Origin of the sequence: Mucilaginibacter sp. (genome assembly GCF_964263795.1) — a bacterium.
Lineage (GTDB): Bacteria > Bacteroidota > Bacteroidia > Sphingobacteriales > Sphingobacteriaceae > Mucilaginibacter.
This window is the reverse complement of the sequence record NZ_CAXVWK010000011.1, coordinates 1-18,743: the sequence shown is the minus strand read 5'-3', so window position 1 is coordinate 18,743 and position 18,743 is coordinate 1. Positions and strand designations below refer to the sequence as shown.

16 protein-coding genes are annotated in these 18,743 nt (G+C 44.8%); 7 read left to right on the top strand and 9 right to left on the bottom strand.

The window, feature by feature from the left end; all coding sequences use genetic code 11:
• Window positions 1–353 precede the first annotated feature (353 nt).
• Complete coding sequence (locus ACE5CV_RS01030; protein ID WP_374948290.1) at window positions 354–1,697, bottom strand: APC family permease; 1,344 nt, start codon at window positions 1,695–1,697, stop codon at window positions 354–356.
• Between the two features lie 120 nt (window positions 1,698–1,817).
• Here ACE5CV_RS01030 and ACE5CV_RS01025 point away from each other — a divergent pair, with 120 nt between their 5' ends.
• The 4 genes from ACE5CV_RS01025 (at window position 1,818) to ACE5CV_RS01010 (ending at window position 5,687) form a co-directional block, all read left to right on the top strand.
• Window positions 1,818–2,480 carry a hypothetical protein gene (locus tag ACE5CV_RS01025; protein ID WP_374948289.1) on the top strand — a complete coding sequence of 221 codons (663 nt, stop codon included), beginning with the start codon at window positions 1,818–1,820 and terminating at the stop codon, window positions 2,478–2,480.
• 101 nt (window positions 2,481–2,581) lie between these two features.
• Window positions 2,582–4,477, top strand: a complete 1,896-nt coding sequence (locus tag ACE5CV_RS01020) for a DNA topoisomerase IV subunit B (protein WP_374948288.1) — start codon at window positions 2,582–2,584, stop codon at window positions 4,475–4,477.
• Between the two features lie 62 nt (window positions 4,478–4,539).
• Window positions 4,540–5,034 (top strand): cytidine deaminase, encoded by a 495-nt coding sequence (locus tag ACE5CV_RS01015; RefSeq protein ID WP_374948287.1) that lies wholly within the window; start codon window positions 4,540–4,542, stop codon window positions 5,032–5,034.
• Window positions 5,031–5,687 carry a GDSL-type esterase/lipase family protein gene (locus ACE5CV_RS01010; protein WP_374948286.1) on the top strand — a complete coding sequence of 219 codons (657 nt, stop codon included), beginning with the start codon at window positions 5,031–5,033 and terminating at the stop codon, window positions 5,685–5,687. Before ACE5CV_RS01015 ends, ACE5CV_RS01010 begins: the two co-directional genes overlap by 4 nt.
• Before the next feature lie 56 nt (window positions 5,688–5,743).
• Here ACE5CV_RS01010 and ACE5CV_RS01005 read toward each other — a convergent pair whose 3' ends face one another.
• Entirely contained in the window at window positions 5,744–6,172 is a 429-nt protein-coding gene (locus tag ACE5CV_RS01005; protein WP_374948285.1) for a nuclear transport factor 2 family protein, read from the bottom strand.
• A 135-nt stretch (window positions 6,173–6,307) separates the two neighbouring features.
• Here ACE5CV_RS01005 and ACE5CV_RS01000 point away from each other — a divergent pair, with 135 nt between their 5' ends.
• The 3 genes from ACE5CV_RS01000 (at window position 6,308) to ACE5CV_RS00990 (ending at window position 10,085) form a co-directional block, all read left to right on the top strand.
• Window positions 6,308–6,823, top strand: coding sequence for a YdeI/OmpD-associated family protein (locus ACE5CV_RS01000; protein WP_374948284.1), 516 nt, complete (start codon window positions 6,308–6,310; stop codon window positions 6,821–6,823).
• 93 nt (window positions 6,824–6,916) lie between these two features.
• Window positions 6,917–9,730 (top strand): DNA gyrase/topoisomerase IV subunit A, encoded by a 2,814-nt coding sequence (locus ACE5CV_RS00995; RefSeq protein WP_374948283.1) that lies wholly within the window; start codon window positions 6,917–6,919, stop codon window positions 9,728–9,730.
• A gap of 229 nt (window positions 9,731–9,959) precedes the next feature.
• Window positions 9,960–10,085: a hypothetical protein gene (locus ACE5CV_RS00990; protein ID WP_374948282.1), complete on the top strand. Its 126-nt coding sequence runs from the start codon at window positions 9,960–9,962 to the stop codon at window positions 10,083–10,085.
• Window positions 10,086–10,135: 50 nt separating this feature from the next.
• On the opposite strand, the gene ACE5CV_RS00985 is transcribed toward ACE5CV_RS00990, so the two are convergent.
• The 7 genes from ACE5CV_RS00985 to ACE5CV_RS00955 form a co-directional block, all read right to left on the bottom strand.
• Complete coding sequence (locus ACE5CV_RS00985) at window positions 10,136–10,474, bottom strand: hypothetical protein (protein ID WP_374948281.1); 339 nt, start codon at window positions 10,472–10,474, stop codon at window positions 10,136–10,138.
• Between the two features lie 47 nt (window positions 10,475–10,521).
• A complete protein-coding gene (locus tag ACE5CV_RS00980; RefSeq protein ID WP_374948280.1) occupies window positions 10,522–11,388 on the bottom strand; it encodes an aldose 1-epimerase family protein in 867 nt (288 codons plus the stop codon).
• A 33-nt stretch (window positions 11,389–11,421) separates the two neighbouring features.
• Window positions 11,422–13,866 (bottom strand): bifunctional YncE family protein/alkaline phosphatase family protein, encoded by a 2,445-nt coding sequence (locus ACE5CV_RS00975; protein WP_374948279.1) that lies wholly within the window; start codon window positions 13,864–13,866, stop codon window positions 11,422–11,424.
• 75 nt (window positions 13,867–13,941) lie between these two features.
• Window positions 13,942–14,763, bottom strand: coding sequence for a 5'-nucleotidase, lipoprotein e(P4) family (locus ACE5CV_RS00970; protein ID WP_374948278.1), 822 nt, complete (start codon window positions 14,761–14,763; stop codon window positions 13,942–13,944).
• A gap of 116 nt (window positions 14,764–14,879) precedes the next feature.
• Window positions 14,880–15,953 (bottom strand): Ldh family oxidoreductase, encoded by a 1,074-nt coding sequence (locus tag ACE5CV_RS00965; RefSeq protein ID WP_374948277.1) that lies wholly within the window; start codon window positions 15,951–15,953, stop codon window positions 14,880–14,882.
• A 190-nt stretch (window positions 15,954–16,143) separates the two neighbouring features.
• Complete coding sequence (gene bshC, locus ACE5CV_RS00960; RefSeq protein WP_374948276.1) at window positions 16,144–17,763, bottom strand: bacillithiol biosynthesis cysteine-adding enzyme BshC; 1,620 nt, start codon at window positions 17,761–17,763, stop codon at window positions 16,144–16,146.
• Window positions 17,764–17,881: 118 nt separating this feature from the next.
• Window positions 17,882–18,743: MiaB/RimO family radical SAM methylthiotransferase (locus tag ACE5CV_RS00955; RefSeq protein WP_374948275.1), on the bottom strand; the 862-nt coding region annotated here is incomplete at its 5' end.

The window sequence follows — 18,743 nt, the reverse complement described above, 5'->3', positions numbered from 1 at the left end:
TTTGCCTTCGGACTGCCGGGTGCGGATGAGCGCTGCGATGCGCTGCGCCACTGCTACCGATGCCGTTGCCTGATCGGCATAAACCGTTACCGGCAGCTTCTCATAACGCGTCTCTTCCAATAAGTTTAATCTTGCCATAATTTATGTTTGTAATGTATTGATCTGCAAAATATTGGCATAAAAAAAATCCCCACCGAAGCGAGGATTAAAACCAATTAACTATAAAATTAAATCCTCTATAGAGGAGAAACTAAAATGCCTGTTTAATGATCTGTATGCTATCATTGCTACAAACTTACTAAACCATATGTAAAATAGGAAATACTTTTTAAAATAATTTAAAAAGATTGTTTCTATAATTTGTCAGGAAACTGAGTTTTTTTACGCGCGCTAAGGTAATAAATAAGTAATCCAATTACATATGCGGCCAGGCACAGCAATGCTGCGTAAGGGTTTGCGCTAAAGCTGATAAAAATATTAAGGGTGACAAACCAATACGAAAGGATAAAGATAATGGGCACAAGAGGGAACCATTTAATGGTGTAGATATCCGATACATCTAAATGCTTTGTTTTTTTGCGTAGAATAAAAATGGTTATAGCGGCTAATGAGATACCGATTAGCTCAAAGAACATTACATACTTGAGCATATCGCTAAAAGAGCCAACAAAAAATAATATGACGAGAATAGCCACCACAAAAAAACTCATGCCAAATTCTTGCACCTGTGTTTTTGGATTTATCCTTTTAAATATCGGCGGCAATATGCCATCCTCGGCCATGGCGTAATAAACCCTCGGGCTCGACATGATATTTACATTTACATAGGCTACAACAGATACGAACATTAAAACAGATGTGATTTTATAACCCATGGCACCAAAAATAACCCCTGCCAGTGTAGCTGCCAGCGTATGGTTTTGCTGCAAGCCACCGATGCCTAACACGTAGTAATAAGCATAATTAATAGCCAGGTAAAGACTGATGATCACTGCCATCCCAAAAAAGATAGCTTTCGGAATATCTCTTTTTGCATTAATAATATCACCTCCAAAATTAATGGTTTGCGCATAGCCGGTGTAAGTGAAAAAAACCGCTACTAAACTTAACCCGAATGCCGTAATCATACTCCCGGTATGAGGGACAGCAGCGATAGGATTAACCGCATGGACATCGCTTTTAAAAACAACGGTACAAAGCAGCAAAATCATCCCCACCTTAAAAATTGTAAGGACATTTTGGGTTTGGGCGCTCAATTTTATACCTAAAAAGTTAATTGCGTACAATACCAGTACCGTTGCAATGGTGGTAAGCTTGGTGCCTGTGCTATTTTGCAGGTTTTGCGGTAGTAAAATAGGGTTAATATATTCGGCACCCAAAAGCGCCACTGCCGCTACAGATGCTGCGTTACTGATCACCAGTACCCAGTTGATCATAAAAGCAAAGGCAGGGTGATAACAGTAGGAAAATACTTTATAAAACCCGCCTGTAGTTGGGTAGCGGGCGCCAATTTCGGCAAAGGTGAGCGCACCGCACAAAGTAACCAGCCCACCGAATATCCACGCGCCAAAAAATATCCAGGCGTTACCTGCCTTAACCGCAACATCGCTGGGGGTGCCAAAAATGCCCATGCCAATTACCAGGCTTATCACAATCATGGTAAGGTCGAAGCGGTTAAGTTTGGGTACGATACTCATAAATGTTACCTATGTGTTTATTTTTTAAATTTATATTTTAACTTAATTTTTTATTTACCGTTTAAAAGTATTTAAATTCGATCAGTTATTTTTGTGCGACCCTATTCTAATACGACTATTTTGAACCAAATTAAACAATTATTACTTACGGGAATATTGTTGCTTTGTGTTGCGCCTGTTTTTGCACAGGCAAAAAAAGGGTCGCTCAAAAAAAAATCAGTATTTATCGCTCAAAAAAAATCTGCAGCGAGTGATCAATTAACAAGCTTTTTACAAAATACTGCGCAAGCCAACGTCGCTTTTAACTTCCCGCCGGGTTTTAAGGAAATCAAAGCACCTGATAACGAAGATTATTCTTTTGATTATGCGATGGAACTGCCCGGCCAGGAGTTTGAAATATGGCTACAGGTGCGTTCGCAAAAAGAAAATTACGCCAGTTATCAAAATTCACTTGATAACCGTAATACCCGCCAGGCCAACCCCGATTCGGTATACATTGGCCTGGGTAATGCCCACGCAATTGCATTTAGCGGCAGCCGCGATTTAAAAGCCCGAAACATCCCTTATAATATAGCTGCCCGATATAATGCCGATGCCGGTAAATCTTACCTGCTTACCCTGCCAGACCTGGCCGTAACCAAACATTACAAATACGCTTTACTGGTAACCCTGCAAAAAGATCGTACCGGGACCATTATGGCAGTTTGCTTTGGTAATGAAAAAGGCCCCGAGTTTTTCAAGAACATGGATAGGGCCAGTAATTGCGTAAAGTTTAAACAGTAGCCTTATAAATGTTAAGATGTTAGCACATTTAATATTGAATTAAGTGCAGGAAACTTATTTTTGCAATCGGGGCGTTTCGCATCCCCGAATTTTATCAAAACATGGCAGAGCAAGTAAATTATAATGACGATAGTATCCGTTCGCTCGATTGGAAAGAGCACATCCGTTTACGCCCCGGTATGTATATCGGTAAGCTGGGTGACGGCTCGGCCTTTGACGACGGTGTTTATGTGTTGCTGAAAGAGATTGTCGACAATTCGATAGATGAGTTTGTAATGGGTGCCGGCCGCACGATAGATATCAACATGAGCGATCATAAAGTATCTGTACGTGATTATGGCCGCGGCATTCCGCTGGGTAAGGTGATCGATTGTGTATCAAAGATCAACACCGGTGGTAAATACGATAGTAAGGCATTTCAAAAATCTGTAGGATTAAACGGCGTGGGTACCAAAGCGGTAAATGCGCTATCCAATTCGTTTACCGTACAATCGTACCGTGATGGCCGCACAAAAATTGCGGAGTTTGAAAAAGGCGAATTGGTGCGCGATGAACCTGAAAAAGAAACATCTCAGCGCAATGGTACAGCCATTAACTTTTTCCCGGATGATAGCATCTTCCGCCATTACCGCTTTATACCCGAGTTTGTTGAAAATATGATCTGGAACTATGTGTTCCTGAACGCTGGCTTAACTATCAACTTTAACGGGCAAAAATATTTTTCTGAACGCGGCCTTTATGATTTACTCGTACGTAACGCTGATGCCGAGAACCTGCGTTATCCCATCATCCACCTAAGAGGTGAAGATATCGAGATAGCCATGACACACGGCCAATCATACGGAGAGGAGTACTATTCATTCGTTAACGGCCAGCATACAACTCAGGGTGGTACACACCAGGCGGCCTTTCGCGAAGCGGTAGTTAAAACCGTGCGCGAGTTTTACAAAAAGGAATTTGATGCTTCAGATATCCGCGCATCAATTGTAGCAGCTATTGCTATAAAGGTTCAGGAACCGGTATTCGAATCGCAAACAAAAACCAAATTGGGGTCGCAAAATATTGGCCCCGAGGGGCCGTCTGTACGGGCCTTTATCGGTGATTTTTTAAAGCGTGAATTAGACAACTTTTTGCATAAGAACCCGGCTACTGCTGATGCTTTGCTTAAGCGTATCCTGCAATCGGAGCGGGAACGAAAGGATATTGCCGGTATTAAAAAACTGGCTAACGACCGCGCAAAAAAAGCATCCCTGCACAATCGTAAATTGCGAGACTGCAAACTGCATTTTGATGATAACCATGAGCGCAAACAGGAAACCACCCTGTTCATCACTGAGGGAGACTCGGCCAGTGGATCCATCACCAAATCTCGCGATGTGCAAACGCAAGCGGTGTTCAGTTTAAAAGGTAAGCCGTTAAACTGTTTTGGGCTTACAAAAAAAGTGGTTTACGAGAACGAGGAATTTAACTTGCTGCAGCATGCACTAAACATTGAGGATGGCATTGACGGCCTGCGATATAATAATATTGTAATAGCTACTGATGCCGATGTGGATGGCATGCACATCCGTTTGCTGCTGATGACATTCTTTTTGCAGTTCTTCCCCGACCTGGTGAAGGCCGGCCACGTGTCTATATTACAAACGCCGCTGTTCCGTGTGCGTAATAAAAAGCAAACCATTTACTGCTATAGCGATGAAGAGCGCCGAAACGCCATCGCCAGCCTTGGTGTTAAGCCAGAGATCACACGCTTTAAAGGATTGGGAGAGATCTCACCGGATGAGTTTGGGTTGTTCATCGGTAAGGATATCCGGTTAGACCCGGTGTTCCTGAAAGATGCCAATATCAAAGCCTTGCTGGAATATTTTATGGGTAAAAACACCCCGACCCGCCAACAGCATATTGTAAATAACCTGCGGGTAGAAAAAGATGATGAAAGCGTTAACCCGTTAGTGGCCGAACAGGTGGATAATGTGGAGTTGGATGTTGCCGTATAGTTTGCTTTTTATTTAAATAACCCCTATCTTGTATCCCCCTCTTTTTTGAGCGGGCTACAAGAATGACAAAACACGAAATTAAAATAGCCTTTAACGAATATGATTCTATTGAAGAGTTAAGCGAGGCAGATCAAAAACTATGTGCCGAAGCCGAAAGCGCTTTGGCATCTTCTCATTCTCCTTACTCTAAATTTAAAGTAGGTGTTGCAGTGAAGCTTAAGAGCGGTACCGTATTACACGCCAGCAACCAGGAAAATGTTGCCTATCCATCCGGCCTGTGTGCGGAGCGGGTAGCATTATTTAATTGGGGTGCAAACCATGCCGACGACCCTATCATTGCTATGGCGGTTACTGCACATACCAACGAATTTCCTATCTTGAAACCGGTAACCTCATGCGGATCGTGCCTGCAGGTAATGGCCGAATGCGAAAAAAGGCAAAACAGCCCGATGAAAGTGCTGTTGTACTGCATTGACGGCCCTGTATGGGTTATGAGTGGTGTCGACAGTATGATGCCGTTTGCCTTTTTTGAAGAACGTTTAATTCAAACCACATGAAATTTAAGATAATCCTGCTTTTTTTATTGGCTGCTACCGGAGTTGCTAAGGCACAAACCGGTTTCCCTTTCGATAACGAGATCCGCGATTTTAAAAAACAGGATAGCTTACAAATGCCTCCTAAAAACGGAATATTGTTTATCGGCAGTTCATCTATCCGCAAGTGGACAGATCTGGAGCAGCGCTTTAGCCAGTCGCCCATTATACGGCGCGGAGTAGGCGGTTGTACATTGGAGCAGTTGGTTGATTATTACACGCCTTATATCCTTTTCCCTTACAAACCGCGTAAAGTGTTTATTTATGCAGGCGAAAATGACATAGCTGCCGGCAAAACCGGTGTATTTGTAGCCCAGCAATTTACCAAGCTATGGGCAATGGTGCGCCAGAAACTACCAGGTGCTGAAATTTATTTCATGTCGATAAAACCCAGCCCAAGCCGTGCCAAATACATTGACCAGGTAAGGGCAGCCAACCGGCTGATCAGGATCTATCTCCTTAGCCGCAATAAAGGCCATTATGTAGATGTGTCGTCTGCCATACTTGATCCTGTAACCGCGCAGCCGGATGCATCTTTATTTGAAAAAGATATGCTGCATCTTAATAGCAGGGGTTATGATAAATGGCAGGCAGTTTTGCAACCGCTGGTAAAATAAAAAAGGTTGCCGGCTTAATACGGCAACCTTCCACTCAACATACTAAAACTAAAAGCTTATTTAAAAACGCTGTATACGTTAGTTATCTTCCAACCATCTGCTGTGTTGGCAACAGTTAAGTAATTGCTGCGTACAAATCCGTCGTAATGCATATCAACCCTTACTACGGCAACGTCGTTACTGTTTTCTACCACATGGGTGCTGGTAAGGCAGCTTTGCTGTACATTGCGGTCTTTTTTCATAAAATTTAACATCTCTTGTTTATCAAAACTTAGCATGTCATTGCCGCGCAGCATGCTAAATTTAACAGATTTATCAAGCACGTCATTCAAGCCATCTAGCTTGCCACGGGTAACGGCATTTACATACGTGTTAACTGCATAGGTTTTTGTCAGGTTAGCGCTGTTAGGCGGGGTATTGGCTTTTACGGTTCCGCATACAATAAGTAAGGCTAAACCAAGGATGATCGATTTTAAAGTTTTCATGGAAATTGTTTTTAGGATATTGTTAATTTGTATTGATAAGATGCAAGCCAAATCCGTTCGTTACAGCCTTAACTGTTAAAACGGCCTATTTAACAAACATTTAACATTTGCCATGCATGTGGCTTATATTTGGCTATGGTTGATTTTACTACCACCATTTTACAGTTTGGTGAATATGGTGATAAAACCGGCTGGACCTACATTGAGATCCCTGCGGATATATCGCAGCAGATAAAGCCCGGTGAGAAAAGGGCCTATCGGGTCAAAGGCTTCCTGGACAATTTCGAAATTGCCGGTAAATCACTATTGCCCCACGGGCAGGGCGTTTACATATTTGCGCTTAACGAACCTATTCGTAAAGCCATCCGAAAGGAGCGGGGCGCTATTTTGCGCGTGAGGCTGGAGCATGACGCGGATTTTAAACTGGAGATGCCCGACGACCTGCAGGAATGCTTTGATTATGAGCAGCCCGAGGCATTGGATTACTTCAACAGGCTGTCTAAATCGCACCGCGGATATTTCATTAAATGGATAAACGATGCAAAGACCGAACAGACCCGAGCCAACCGAATAGCCCTAACTCTTAGCGCAGCAGTCAGGCGAATGGATTATGGGGCGATGTTGCGAGAGCAGAAGAAGTTAAGAGAGTAGGTGGCGTGTTTTGTTTATAAAATCCCTGATGCTCCACATCCGCATTTCTATGCATTATCTTATCTTTACCCATCCAAATTTTTTAGCTAACGAATGAGTGAAGATCTAAGCAATCCTGATATTCCTGATAACAATACCGAAGATAACAAGCTTCAAAAAATCACCACCCTTGACGGGCTTTACGAGAATTGGTTTTTAGACTACGCATCGTATGTGATATTGGATCGTGCGGTGCCGCACATCAATGACGGCTTAAAGCCGGTACAGCGCCGTATCTTGCATTCGTTAAAGGAAATGGACGACGGGCGCTTTAATAAAGCCGCTAACGTTATTGGTAATACCATGAAGTACCACCCGCATGGTGATGCTTCCATAGGTGATGCCATGGTGCAGATAGGCCAGAAAAACCTGCTGATTGATTGCCAGGGTAACTGGGGCGACCCGGTAACAGGCGACTCGGCAGCGGCCCCGCGTTACATCGAGGCCAGGTTGTCAAAATTTGCATTGGATGTTGTTTTTAATCCGGATACTACCGTTTGGCAGGCCAGTTATGACGGCCGTAACCGCGAGCCTATTACGCTGCCGGTAAAGTTCCCGCTGTTACTTGCCCAGGGTGCCGAAGGAATTGCCGTTGGTTTGGCAACTAAAATTTTACCGCATAACTTTATTGAACTGATTGATGCATCTACGGCTGTTTTGCGCGGCGACAGGCCAAACTTGCTGCCTGATTTTCCTACCGGTGGTATGGCCGATGCATCTGCCTATAATGAGGGCCAGCGCGGCGGCAGGATCCGCGTGCGCGCCAAGATCATCGAGCGCGATAAAAAGACCCTTACCATAACCGAAATTCCGTTCACTACCACAACAGGCGGGCTAATTGATAGTGTGATATCTGCCAATGATAAGGGTAAGATCAAGATCAAAAAAATAGAGGATAACACCGCTCAGAATGTCGAGATAGTTATTCACCTGGCGCCCGGCATATCGCCAGACGTTACCATTGATGCCTTGTATGCCTTTACAGATTGCGAGGTATCTATATCGCCCAATACCTGTGTAATACAAGATGATAAGCCGCGCTTCATGAGCGTGAATGATATGCTTACTGAGAGCACGCATTATACCAAAGCGCTGCTCAAGCAGGAACTGGAGATCAAACTAAAGGACCTGATGGAGAAGATCTTCTTCAGCTCGCTTCTTAAGATATTTATCCAGGAGGGGATGTATAAACACCCTGATTACGAAAGTTCTAAAGATTTTGAAGAGGTTGTAGGCGTTTTGAACAGGTTGTTCGGGCCGTTTTTCCCGCAGTTTTACCGGGCGATCACCAATGACGATTACAAGCGATTGATTGATAAGCCGATGAGCAGCATCACCCGTTTCGATGTCAAGAAAACGGATGAGCAGATCAAATCATTAGAAGCTGAGATCAAAACGGTTAAAAATCACCTTAAGCACCTTACCGATTATACCATCGCCTGGTTTGAAAAACTGAAGGAGAAATATGGTAAAGACCGTGGCCGTAAAACGGAGTTGCGCACTTTCGATAAGGTGGAAGCATCACAAGTGGCCCTTGCTAACGTGAAATTATACGTAAACCGCGAAGATGGCTTTGTGGGTTCGGGTTTAAAGAAAGACGAATTTGTTTGCGATTGTTCGGATATCGACGAGATCATTGTATTTCGTGGCGACGGGCGTTTTATTGTGACCAAGGTGCAGGATAAAGTGTTTGTAGGTAAGGACATTGAGCATGTTGCCGTATTTAAAAAGAATGACGAGCGCACCGTTTATAACATGATCTATAAAGACGGGCAGAGCGGTGTTAGTTATATCAAACGTTTTTCGGTAACTGGTGTAACCCGCGATAAAGAATATGATTTAACTAAGGGTAGCAAAGGCTCAAAGGTGCTTTACTTTACCGCCAACCCTAACGGCGAAGCAGAGATCGTAACGGTACAGCTTAAACCGCATGCTAAACTCAAAAAGCTGAATTTTGACGAAGATTTTGCAGCCCTGGCTATCAAGGGGCGCGCATCCATTGGTAATATGGTTACCAAATACCCGGTTAAAAAGGTGGTATTAAAAAGTAAAGGCATAAGCACCTTAGCTGGCCGTAAAATTTGGTATGATGATATCCTTAAACGCCTTAACGCAGATAGCCGTGGTAAATACCTGGGCGAATTTGATGGCGATGACCGGGTGCTTAACGTATTGAGTAATGGTGTTTACGAGCTGACCAGTTTTGATCTGAACAATCACTTTGATGATAAGATGATACTGATCGAAAAGTACGATCCTTCCAAGGTTTTTGCCGTAGTGCATTACGATGGCAAATCCAAAAATTACATGGTGAAGCGTTTTGTATTCGAAAATACGGTAATCGGCAAGCAAACCAGTATCATTAGTGATGAAAGCGGGTCAAGACTCATGATCATCTCTGGCGCCGCGCAGCCGGTGGTTAAGGTAGAGCAACTGAAAGGCAAAACACTTATCCCCGAAATGGTAGAGTTAAACCTTACCGACCTGATAGACATAAAGGGTATGAAAGCGATGGGCAATCGCCTGTCTGTTCACCAGGTTAAAACTGTCGAGTTGATTGCCGAGCATGATGATGCGGAAGATGTACCAGACCCGGCACCGGATACCATAGAAGATACTGAAATAACCCTGACCGGCGAAGATAAGGAGGCAGTTGATACAGCGCCTGCAGCCGACATGGTGCCGCAAGCCTCACAATCTGCACTCTTAAATCCCTTTACAGAACAGCAATCTGTCCAACCGGCAAAAGTTTCATCTGAGAAACCGGCAGAGCCTAATGAAGTCAAGCCGGCTAAGAAGATCGATTTCGAGATAACCAATCCTAACGACATTGAAATAGATGATAAAGGGCAACTGGGCTTGTTTTAATAAGTAGCGGGGAGATATGGTGAAAAGGATCTTAATCAATGGGCCCTGGTGTTGTGTATCGCTTAGGCAAACGCGCAAACGGTTAACCACACGTTTGCGTTAGGCGATAACAATTTCTTAATGGACGCAATACTTATTTGGATATGCACGGTTTTGGAAAGGCTTTGTTTTTGTTAATGGCCATAACCTGGGTAAGTATTGGAATATCGGCCCGCAGCAAACGCTTTATGTGCCTGCGGTATGGCTAAAAAAGGGGATTAACGAAGTAGTGGTATTTGATCAGCTGCTTGGCAATCACCAGGAAATTTCCACACTGGATCATCCCGTGTTAGGCGAGTTGCCTGTTGCAAAATAGCAGAAAACACACATTCATCGTGCCTTTCTGCTATTTTACTTAAAGTCGTTTTAAAGAATCAGCAGAATAATTAAGATAACGATAAGGATAGCACCTATCGACAAATAAACACCACCGCCGCTAATAGCCTGGGCTTCGTGCTTCAGGTTTTTTAATTCGCTTTTCAATTCTTTCTTTTCCGCTTTGTCCAGGTGGGATTTATCCATCTCCTTAATTTCCTGCACACGCAATTTTATTTCATCGATACGAGCTTGCTTTTGCTCTTTGGTCATGTTGGCGGCCATTTCCATATAAGCCTTTTTATCGTCGGCAAGGTTGGCTGCCCGGGTGTTAGAGGCAGTTACAAAAAGCATTAATGTAAGAGCGATCAGGTATATTTTCTTTTTCATGTTTTGTTTATTGTATTGACGACGGTTTTAAACAAATGGTTGCATAGTCATATGCTGATAAAAAACGAAGCTTCAAAAACATGCCCTGTAACCACTTTTTGGATAGCTTCTTTTTGCGCAATATCTTTCTTATCACCGGTGCTGTCGGCGCAACCCAGCCATGGCTCGATACATAAAAAATCGGCGCCCGGTTTGGCCCACAACCCAAGATAGTTAAAGTGTGAATATTCTACCGATAGCGTTTCGTCATGCTTTGTGCTTTTAATCGTCACCATGCGCGATTTCAGGTCCTTAAACACTAAAGCGTCGGCGGCAAACAGATTACGTGTAAGCTGTAATCTTTGATTGTTTACGGGTACGGGGTGCGTTTGTCCGTCAAACAAACCCTCAGGGGTAAGCAGGTGGGTAACCAGCTTTTCCGGCGCTTCAAACTCTATATAATAATCTTCATAACGCTCACCGGGATGAAACGGCACATTAAACGCCGGGTGGCCACCTACAGAAAAGTAGATAGTTTTTTTATCCCGATTGATGAGTTTATAAGTTACACGCAAGGCATTTTCTATCAGCGTATACAGTACCTGAAAATCAAACTTGTATGGATAAACAGCCAGCGTTTTTTCGCAGTAAGGCAGTGAAAAGCCGGCGTGCTCGTCATCACTATCCAGCAAAATAAATTCCGACTGACGGGCAAAACCATGCCTTTTCATCGGGTAAGCTTGGCCGTCTACCAATAACTCGTCATTACTCAACTGGCCTACTATCGGGAACAGGTTAGGTGCGTGGTAACCCCATACATCGGGTTTGGCCTGCCAAAGCTGCTCTGTACCAGTTTGCTTATTATATAATGATGAAAGCTGCGCGCCTTTGGTATCGATAGCTACCTTCAGGAATTCATTTTCGAGGATCGTCATGCTTAAGTGTGATTTGGTAAGCTAAGCAACAAATTAGTCGTCGTCCTGTTTCTTTTTCTTCTCTAATATAACAAAAGCGCTGCGTTTGGGCGCCGGCATTATTGCGTTTTCACCTTTAACAGATTTCCATACTACTTCGTTAAGGTCCAGATCAGGTGCCGAATCTTCTTTGGCAAGATTAAAAGACTCGGACCGGCGGCTGCTTTCATTAACGGCAACATTGCGTTGATCCAGGCTTACCCGGGCCGATTTGGCTAAATACGGCGACAGGTCGGGCTTTGATGTAAAGCATTCATACAGTGGCATTGCAGCGGCATCATACTGGCTCATAGGGGGCAGGCCTAATATCAATTCAATCGTACGCAGTACGCCCGATGTAGAGTACATGTTGTGTATAACGGCGTTGCGTTTTACGTAAGGCCCTGCAACAAAAACTGGTGACCGGTGTGCATCAATATGGTCGGGGCCGTTTTGTGCATCATCCTCCAACACAAAAACTACACTCTCTTTCCAAACAGGGCTTTGCGACAGGTGGGCTATGAACTGGCCGACCGCCAGGTCATTATCGGCAACTGCAGCGATAGGGGTAAAGGCCCCTTTACGCTGCCCGCTGGTATGATCGTTAGAAAGACGGATGGTGTTGAACTGCGGTACGGCATTGCGCGTAACCAGCGAGTCAAAATCATGCGCCCAGATTCGCACCCGGGTAGTATCCTTAATGTTCATATCAAAGCCCGGCGCCTGCATGCAAAAATGCCCTTCAAGCGATTTAATATTAGCCTTTGGCTTGGCGCCGCCCTCAGCAAATTCGCCATAGGTACGGTATGTTAAGCCGGCGCGTTTACAATAATCCCAGATGAAGCCATCGCGCGGAAAGGCTGCCTTGCGGGTGCCTTCAAAATCATATGTACCGCCACGGCCGCCATAACTGGTCGGCCAGGTTTTTTCTACAAAGTCGGTAGCGTAAGCGGCCATGCTCCAATTGTGTCCGTCGGCGCTAACCTCGGCATCAACATAGAAGTTATCCAGCAGCACAAATTCGTTAGCGATGGCATGCTGGTTTGGAGTTACTTTTTTACCAAAGATGCATAATGATGTGTCGCCGTTCCCTGCTTCGGCGTCTCCCATTACCTGGTCATAGGTGCGGTTTTCTTTAATGATATAAAACACGTGCTTAATGGGCGATACATCTCCTTTTTTGCGTGGAATTGGGTTGCCGGCCTCGCCTTTGGCCACCTTTTCAATAGCGCTGGTAAACGGTGTATTGGCATACACTTGTTTGGTGAAAGCCTTAAGCTGGAGATCTGTCGGGGTTTCAATAAACGACAGGGTTCCCTTGAACAAACCGCCGATATATTGCTCACGGCTGTTGATGGCGCCGGTTTGATAGCCGCTGTTATCGGTTTTTTTAACGGGCTGAGGACCTTTAGGGTTGGCCATAGATGTGAAGCCTTTTCCGTTGCTCACCAAAATTTTACTGCCCAGCATTTTAACGTTGGTAGGGTACCAGCCAACCGGGATAAAGCCGCGGCTTTGGCTATTGCCGGGTTTAGATACATTAAATACCGCAAGGCAATTGTTATCTGCATTAGCAATGTACAGCGTTTTTTGATTGGCTGAAAGGGCGAAGCCGTTGGTAGTTGACCCGCTTAACTTGGTTGGATACAATGCAGTTGATACCGTCTCGAGCGTTTTGCGAGTTACGGTGTTGATAATGGATACCGAGTTATCGTTAGCGTTAGCTACAAAAAGTAGGTTGCCTTTTTTATTAAGCAATAATTCATTTGGGTGGCTGCCGGTGGAAATGCTGCTAAGCTTGCCAGTTTCAGTATTGTAAAACGCTACTTTATCGCCGCCCCATAAAGAGATATATATAGTTTTTTCATCCGGAGATAGCACGCAGCTGTAAGCCTCGGCAGCTAATTTAACTTTATTGAGGATGGTGCGCTGGTTAGGGTCTATGATGTAAAGCGAACTGTCTTCTTTAGTAACGGTGTAAAGGCGGTTGCCTGCCTTGTTTACTACCATGCCCGTTGGGCCTATTTTACTTTTGGGCCATGGCTGGCCTAATTTAATCGTATCAGGTTTACCCAGTTTATTATCGCTAAGGTTAAAAGTGAGAATGATATTATCATTACCACCGGATGCATACAGTTTACTTTCGTTATTGCTGAACGCGATCCCATACCATGATTTACCCAGCACTTTTTCGTCAAGCAGCTTTTCGCTCCGCGGATCTATCAGTTGTAGCGACTGTGTGCTTTGCCCATTATTGGTTACTGCCAGCAGTTTTCCTGATGAGGAAAGCTGCATATTTAGCGGCAGGTCGCCAAGTGGCAGGCTGCGGCCGGTGGGGCTTAATTTCCATCCGTTTGGTAAAAGCACCTGTTGAGTAGCGGCAATTGTACCGGGAGTTTGTGCAAAAGCGTTAGCGGTGATGGCTACTGCCGTAAGGGTTGTAAAAACTTTACGTATCATTTAAACATGCGTTATGTTCAAAATTACGCAAAGCTATGGTCAATTAGTCAGAGTTAACACAAACTTAACAGGAGCCTATTGCTTATCCACCTTTACCTTACTACGGATGGTGGAATCTTTTTGCGCATTGGTAAGTTTGTTATTGTTATTAAAGAGCGCACCTTCAAAATCGCCGTAGGCGGCGTTTGGGATAATAATGTATCGGTTGCCGAATTCATTGTGCAACCGCTCTGTAACGGCCAGCCTGTTTTGCTCAGCAGGGTGGTTATCGTATAGTACGTCAAAGTCTGGCAGGTTATCGCCACAAAGCAATATTATCTTATGCGACTGCAACACCTGCAGGCGGCGGCTCTCTTTACTGGATGATGACTGCCTCAAAAATAAGTGAACGTTATCCGCATTGGGCATGCCGTATTTTTGCAGGTTTTTTATGGTTGCGGCGCGCTCATCCTCCTCTCTGTTAGTAATGTAGAATACTGCAACCCCTTTCGATGCCGCATATTTAAAAAACGAGGGCGCACCCGGAACAGTATCTGCGATAGCTTTAGCTGTCCAGGCCTTCCAGGTGGCTGGTGAATAATCCTGGTTATTTAAAGCGCGCATTGCATCATACGGGCTGTTATCCAACACTGTTTCGTCTATATCGGTAACAACTGCCAGTGGTTTATCTGCGGGCTGTTTCAGCGCCTCATCTATGCGAATTTTGGCCAGATTGTAAGCCTGAAAACATAAAGCTTTGTACTCTGCCGACCGCTGCTGCCAGGCTGATGCCCAAACTTTGCCACCGTTGGTAATAGACGGCCCATCCGCTTTTGGTGCCACAGCCATTTTACTTACAGTAGAGCAGGCGCCGATGAAGAGGCTGCCTGTTATCAGCGCCAATAGTGATTTTTTCATATGATGGGGGTACATCGCCTTAACCGACAACGCATGCAATTTCGTTAAATTTATGTGCAACACAAAAAACATTGAGTTATCGCCCGGAATCTGATGAGGTATTAAATGAATGTCGCTTATAAATTTGCTACTCCGAACCTGGCCGCCAGTTCGTTAAGGTCGTTATAAACGGAATCAACCAGGGGGATACCGTTAATCAGCCGGTCGGTTTCGGCTTCCAGTTCCGGCTCGCCGGGAATAATCACTTTTTGATCGGGATCAACAGTAGTTGCCGACTTGAACCTTTCAATCCAGTTATCCATATCAGCCGCAAACTCTTCCAACGGCCGGAAACCATCTACCCGCATAGCGCCTACAAAATGCCCCAGCCCTAAACCGGGCGGGTTAGCCGGAGGTTCTAAAAACGATACAAACGGCGGCACCCAGGGGCCGTAATTTGCGCCCGATAGCACGCCTGATAAGATATCGACCGTGGCACCCAGGCCAAAACCTTTGTGACTGCCATGGTCACGGTTGCTGCCAAGGGGCAAAAGGGAACCACCTGATTTGAGGGCGTGCGGATCTGTAGTGAATTGGCCTTGTGCATCCTGGATCCAGCCTTCGGGTACCTGCTTACCGCTACGCTGGGCAATCTCCAATTTACCGTTGGCCGCCGCAGAAGTTGCCATATCAATAACCACCGGCGGATATTTTCCCGCAGGAAAAGCGTAGCACATGGGGTTGGTACCCAATAAGGGCTCATTTGAAAAGGTAGGCGCTACCAGCGGGCTTGCATTGGTCATGGCGAAACCGATCATGTGATTTTTAACGGCTATTAACGCGTGGTAACCGGCTATGCCAAAATGATTGGAGTTGCGCACCGACACCCAGCCCGATCCATATTCTGCCGCTTTTTTGATAGCCATATCCATTGCCAGCGGTGCAACAACCAAGCCTAAGCCGGCATCGCCGTCTACAGTTGCGGTTGTTGGGGTTTCATGAATAATCTGGATATTGGGCTTAGTGTTGATGCGGCCTTTGTCCCATAGCCTTACGTAGCCGCTTAAACGTGCTACCCCGTGCGAGTCGATGCCCCGTAAATCAGATTTTAACAGTACATCAGCAGCCAGCTCCGCGTGGTATTCGCTGCAGCCTATCGCTGTAAAGATGTTTTGGGTAAAAATGCGGAGGATTGGTGCGAAGATTAGCATGAGGCAAAGATAGCTATTCTTATAAAGCCTCTTTTAAGAATGATCTTAATAACCTTTTGACGCTTAGATTCACGTTTAAGGTAAGGTACCGCATCACACACGAAACTGGTGGTTACTAATGCCGCTCTGAAAGTTTATTGCGGCAGGCGTCCGTCCAACTTTGTGACTATTTAACTACCAACGAAAATCTTTACTCCGTCAGTACCGTAAACTTAAAATCTAACGGCTCAAAATTGCGGATGAGTTCATCGATGAAAAGCTGACCCCATTTTACATAGGCAAGGCCAAAGTTTTCGTTGCGCTCCTGTAGGCTGTTTTTAGGGAATATATCTTCTTTAATGTGTTCAATCTGCTCCAGGCGGGTTTGGTAATTGCGCTTTTCTGCTTTTACCAGTTTCTTTTGCAAATTATCCATAGCGTGTTTAAGGCGGGCTTGAACGGCGCTGGCTGATGGTTCTAAAGTACTGTCGATCTTGTGTGCGCGCAACCTGATCTTTTCGAATACGCGCTCAATTTCGCGCCACTCTTCTGTTATGGTAAGGTCGTGGTTGCTATGTTTTTGCACCCAGCTGCTTTTGATGTCGTCGGCACTTTTAAAGATATCGACCGGCGATAGCTCCATACTATTTATCTTGGCGGCCGTTTCCTTTTTGATCACCAAACCACTGTTACGCAATATAAGTATAGGGAAATCAATGCCATAATGGTCAAAGTTTGATTTCAGTTCCAGCCAGTAAACCAACTCTGCACCACCGCCAATGTAGGCAATGTTGGGCAGGATGCATTCCTGATAAAGCGGGCGCATTACTACGTTGGGGCTAAATCTTTCGGGTGAAGTCTTGATCTCCTGTTTCAGTTCCTCCTCGGTAAAACTGATGTCAGTATTCATTACGCTGTAACGCTCGTTCTCAAAGACCAAACGCTCGCGAAGCTGATCTTTCAGGTAAAAAAAGTTAATCTCGCGCGGGTTGACCTGGATATGTACGCCTAACTTGGTCAGCTGCTCATTAACAGCGCTGATGTTCTTAAAACTGTTTTGTTCGATAATGTCGCGCTCAATGATAGGGGCAAATTGCTGCTTTAAACGGTGATCATCAGCATCGATAATTACCAGGCCGTACCTGCCAAAAATGGCATTGACCAGGTAACGGGTAGCATCGGCCAGTTTATCAAATTTAGTATAAGCGGTTTCTACCATCTGGCCTAACTCCTCGGCATGGCCGTCTATGCCTAAAACGCCTTTGTATTGATTAATGGCCTGGCGCATGGTATCAGGGTTTATACGCCCTGTTGCACCCGATGCTTCATACCACCAATGCACTTTTTTGCCGCCGATGTTAGTGTAATTGATCTCGGCAAAATCATGGTCTTCTGAAGCCATCCAATAAACAGGCACAAAGTCTTTGTCGGGAAAAGATTCTTTTAACTGCCTGCACAGCTTTATAGCGGTAACTATTTTGTAAATAAAATAAAGCGGGCCGGTGAATATATTGAGCTGGTGACCTGTAGTAACGGTGTAGGTGTTATTATGGCCAAGCAGATCGATCTGTTGCCTGATATATTCGGCTGCGTTTAATTCGATCTGTGTAGGGGATGCACTTTCATGCTTTTTGAAATACTGCTCCTGCAACACCTGTACTAAGAGCGCCCTATCGGCTACTACTTTTTTATTGTTGAAGAGTTGCGCGAAACCATCCATGGTAGGGCGGTAGCTGTAAAATGACCTTAATTCCGGAACATTAGCCAGGTAATCGATAACGGTTTGGGAAAAATACCCGGTGTCTTTATAGTCAATACAGGCTGCGTCCATGGTGTTTCGAATGTCGGATATTGAATTTCGAAAGTAAAATATCGAAACTTAATTCAATTATGAGTGTCGAATTTAGATTTTAAAATCTTAAATCAAACATAGTACAGCAAAATCGGACTTATTTTACAATTTGTCCATAAAGGTCAAAATCCTCGGCGTTGTTGATGTTTACATTAACAAAGCTGCCAACCGCGGCGTAATTTACAGTCGCATCAATTAACACTTCGTTGTCTACCTCTGGCGAGTCATATTCCGTGCGTCCAACAAAATAACCGCCATCTTTTTTATCGATGAGCACTTTATAAGTATTGCCAATTTTTTCCTGGTTCTTATCAAAAGAGATACCCTGCTGAACTTCCATAATAGCATCGGCCCGTTCCTGCTTTACTTCTTCCGGCACGTCATCTATCAGTGAGTGCGCGTGTGTTTTTTCTTCGTGCGAGTAAGTGAAACAACCTAAACGATCAAATTTGGTATCCTCAACCCATTGAACCATTTCTTCAAAGTCGCGCTGAGTTTCGCCGGGGTAACCGGTGATCAGGGTAGTACGCATAGCAATGCCGGGCACTTTATCGCGAATCTGGTTCACTACATCGATAGTCTTTTGCTTGGTTAAACCGCGGCGCATCGATTTTAGCATGTTATCGGTAATATGCTGCAGCGGCATATCCATGTATTTGCAAATGTTATCGCGCTCGTTCATGGCATCCAAAATCTCCATCGGGAAACCGGAAGGGTAGGCGTACTGTAAACGGATCCACTCGATGCCGTTAACGTCGGACAGGCGGCGAAGCAACTCATCCAAATTACGTTTGCCGTATAGATCGAGGCCGTAATAAGTGAGATCTTGAGCAATCAGGATCAGTTCTTTTGTGCCTTGTTGGGCCAGCGAAGTAGCATTTTTAATCAGCTGATCCATCGGTGTGCTTACGTGCTTGCCACGCATCAGCGGGATGGCACAGAAAGAACAGGGGCGGTTA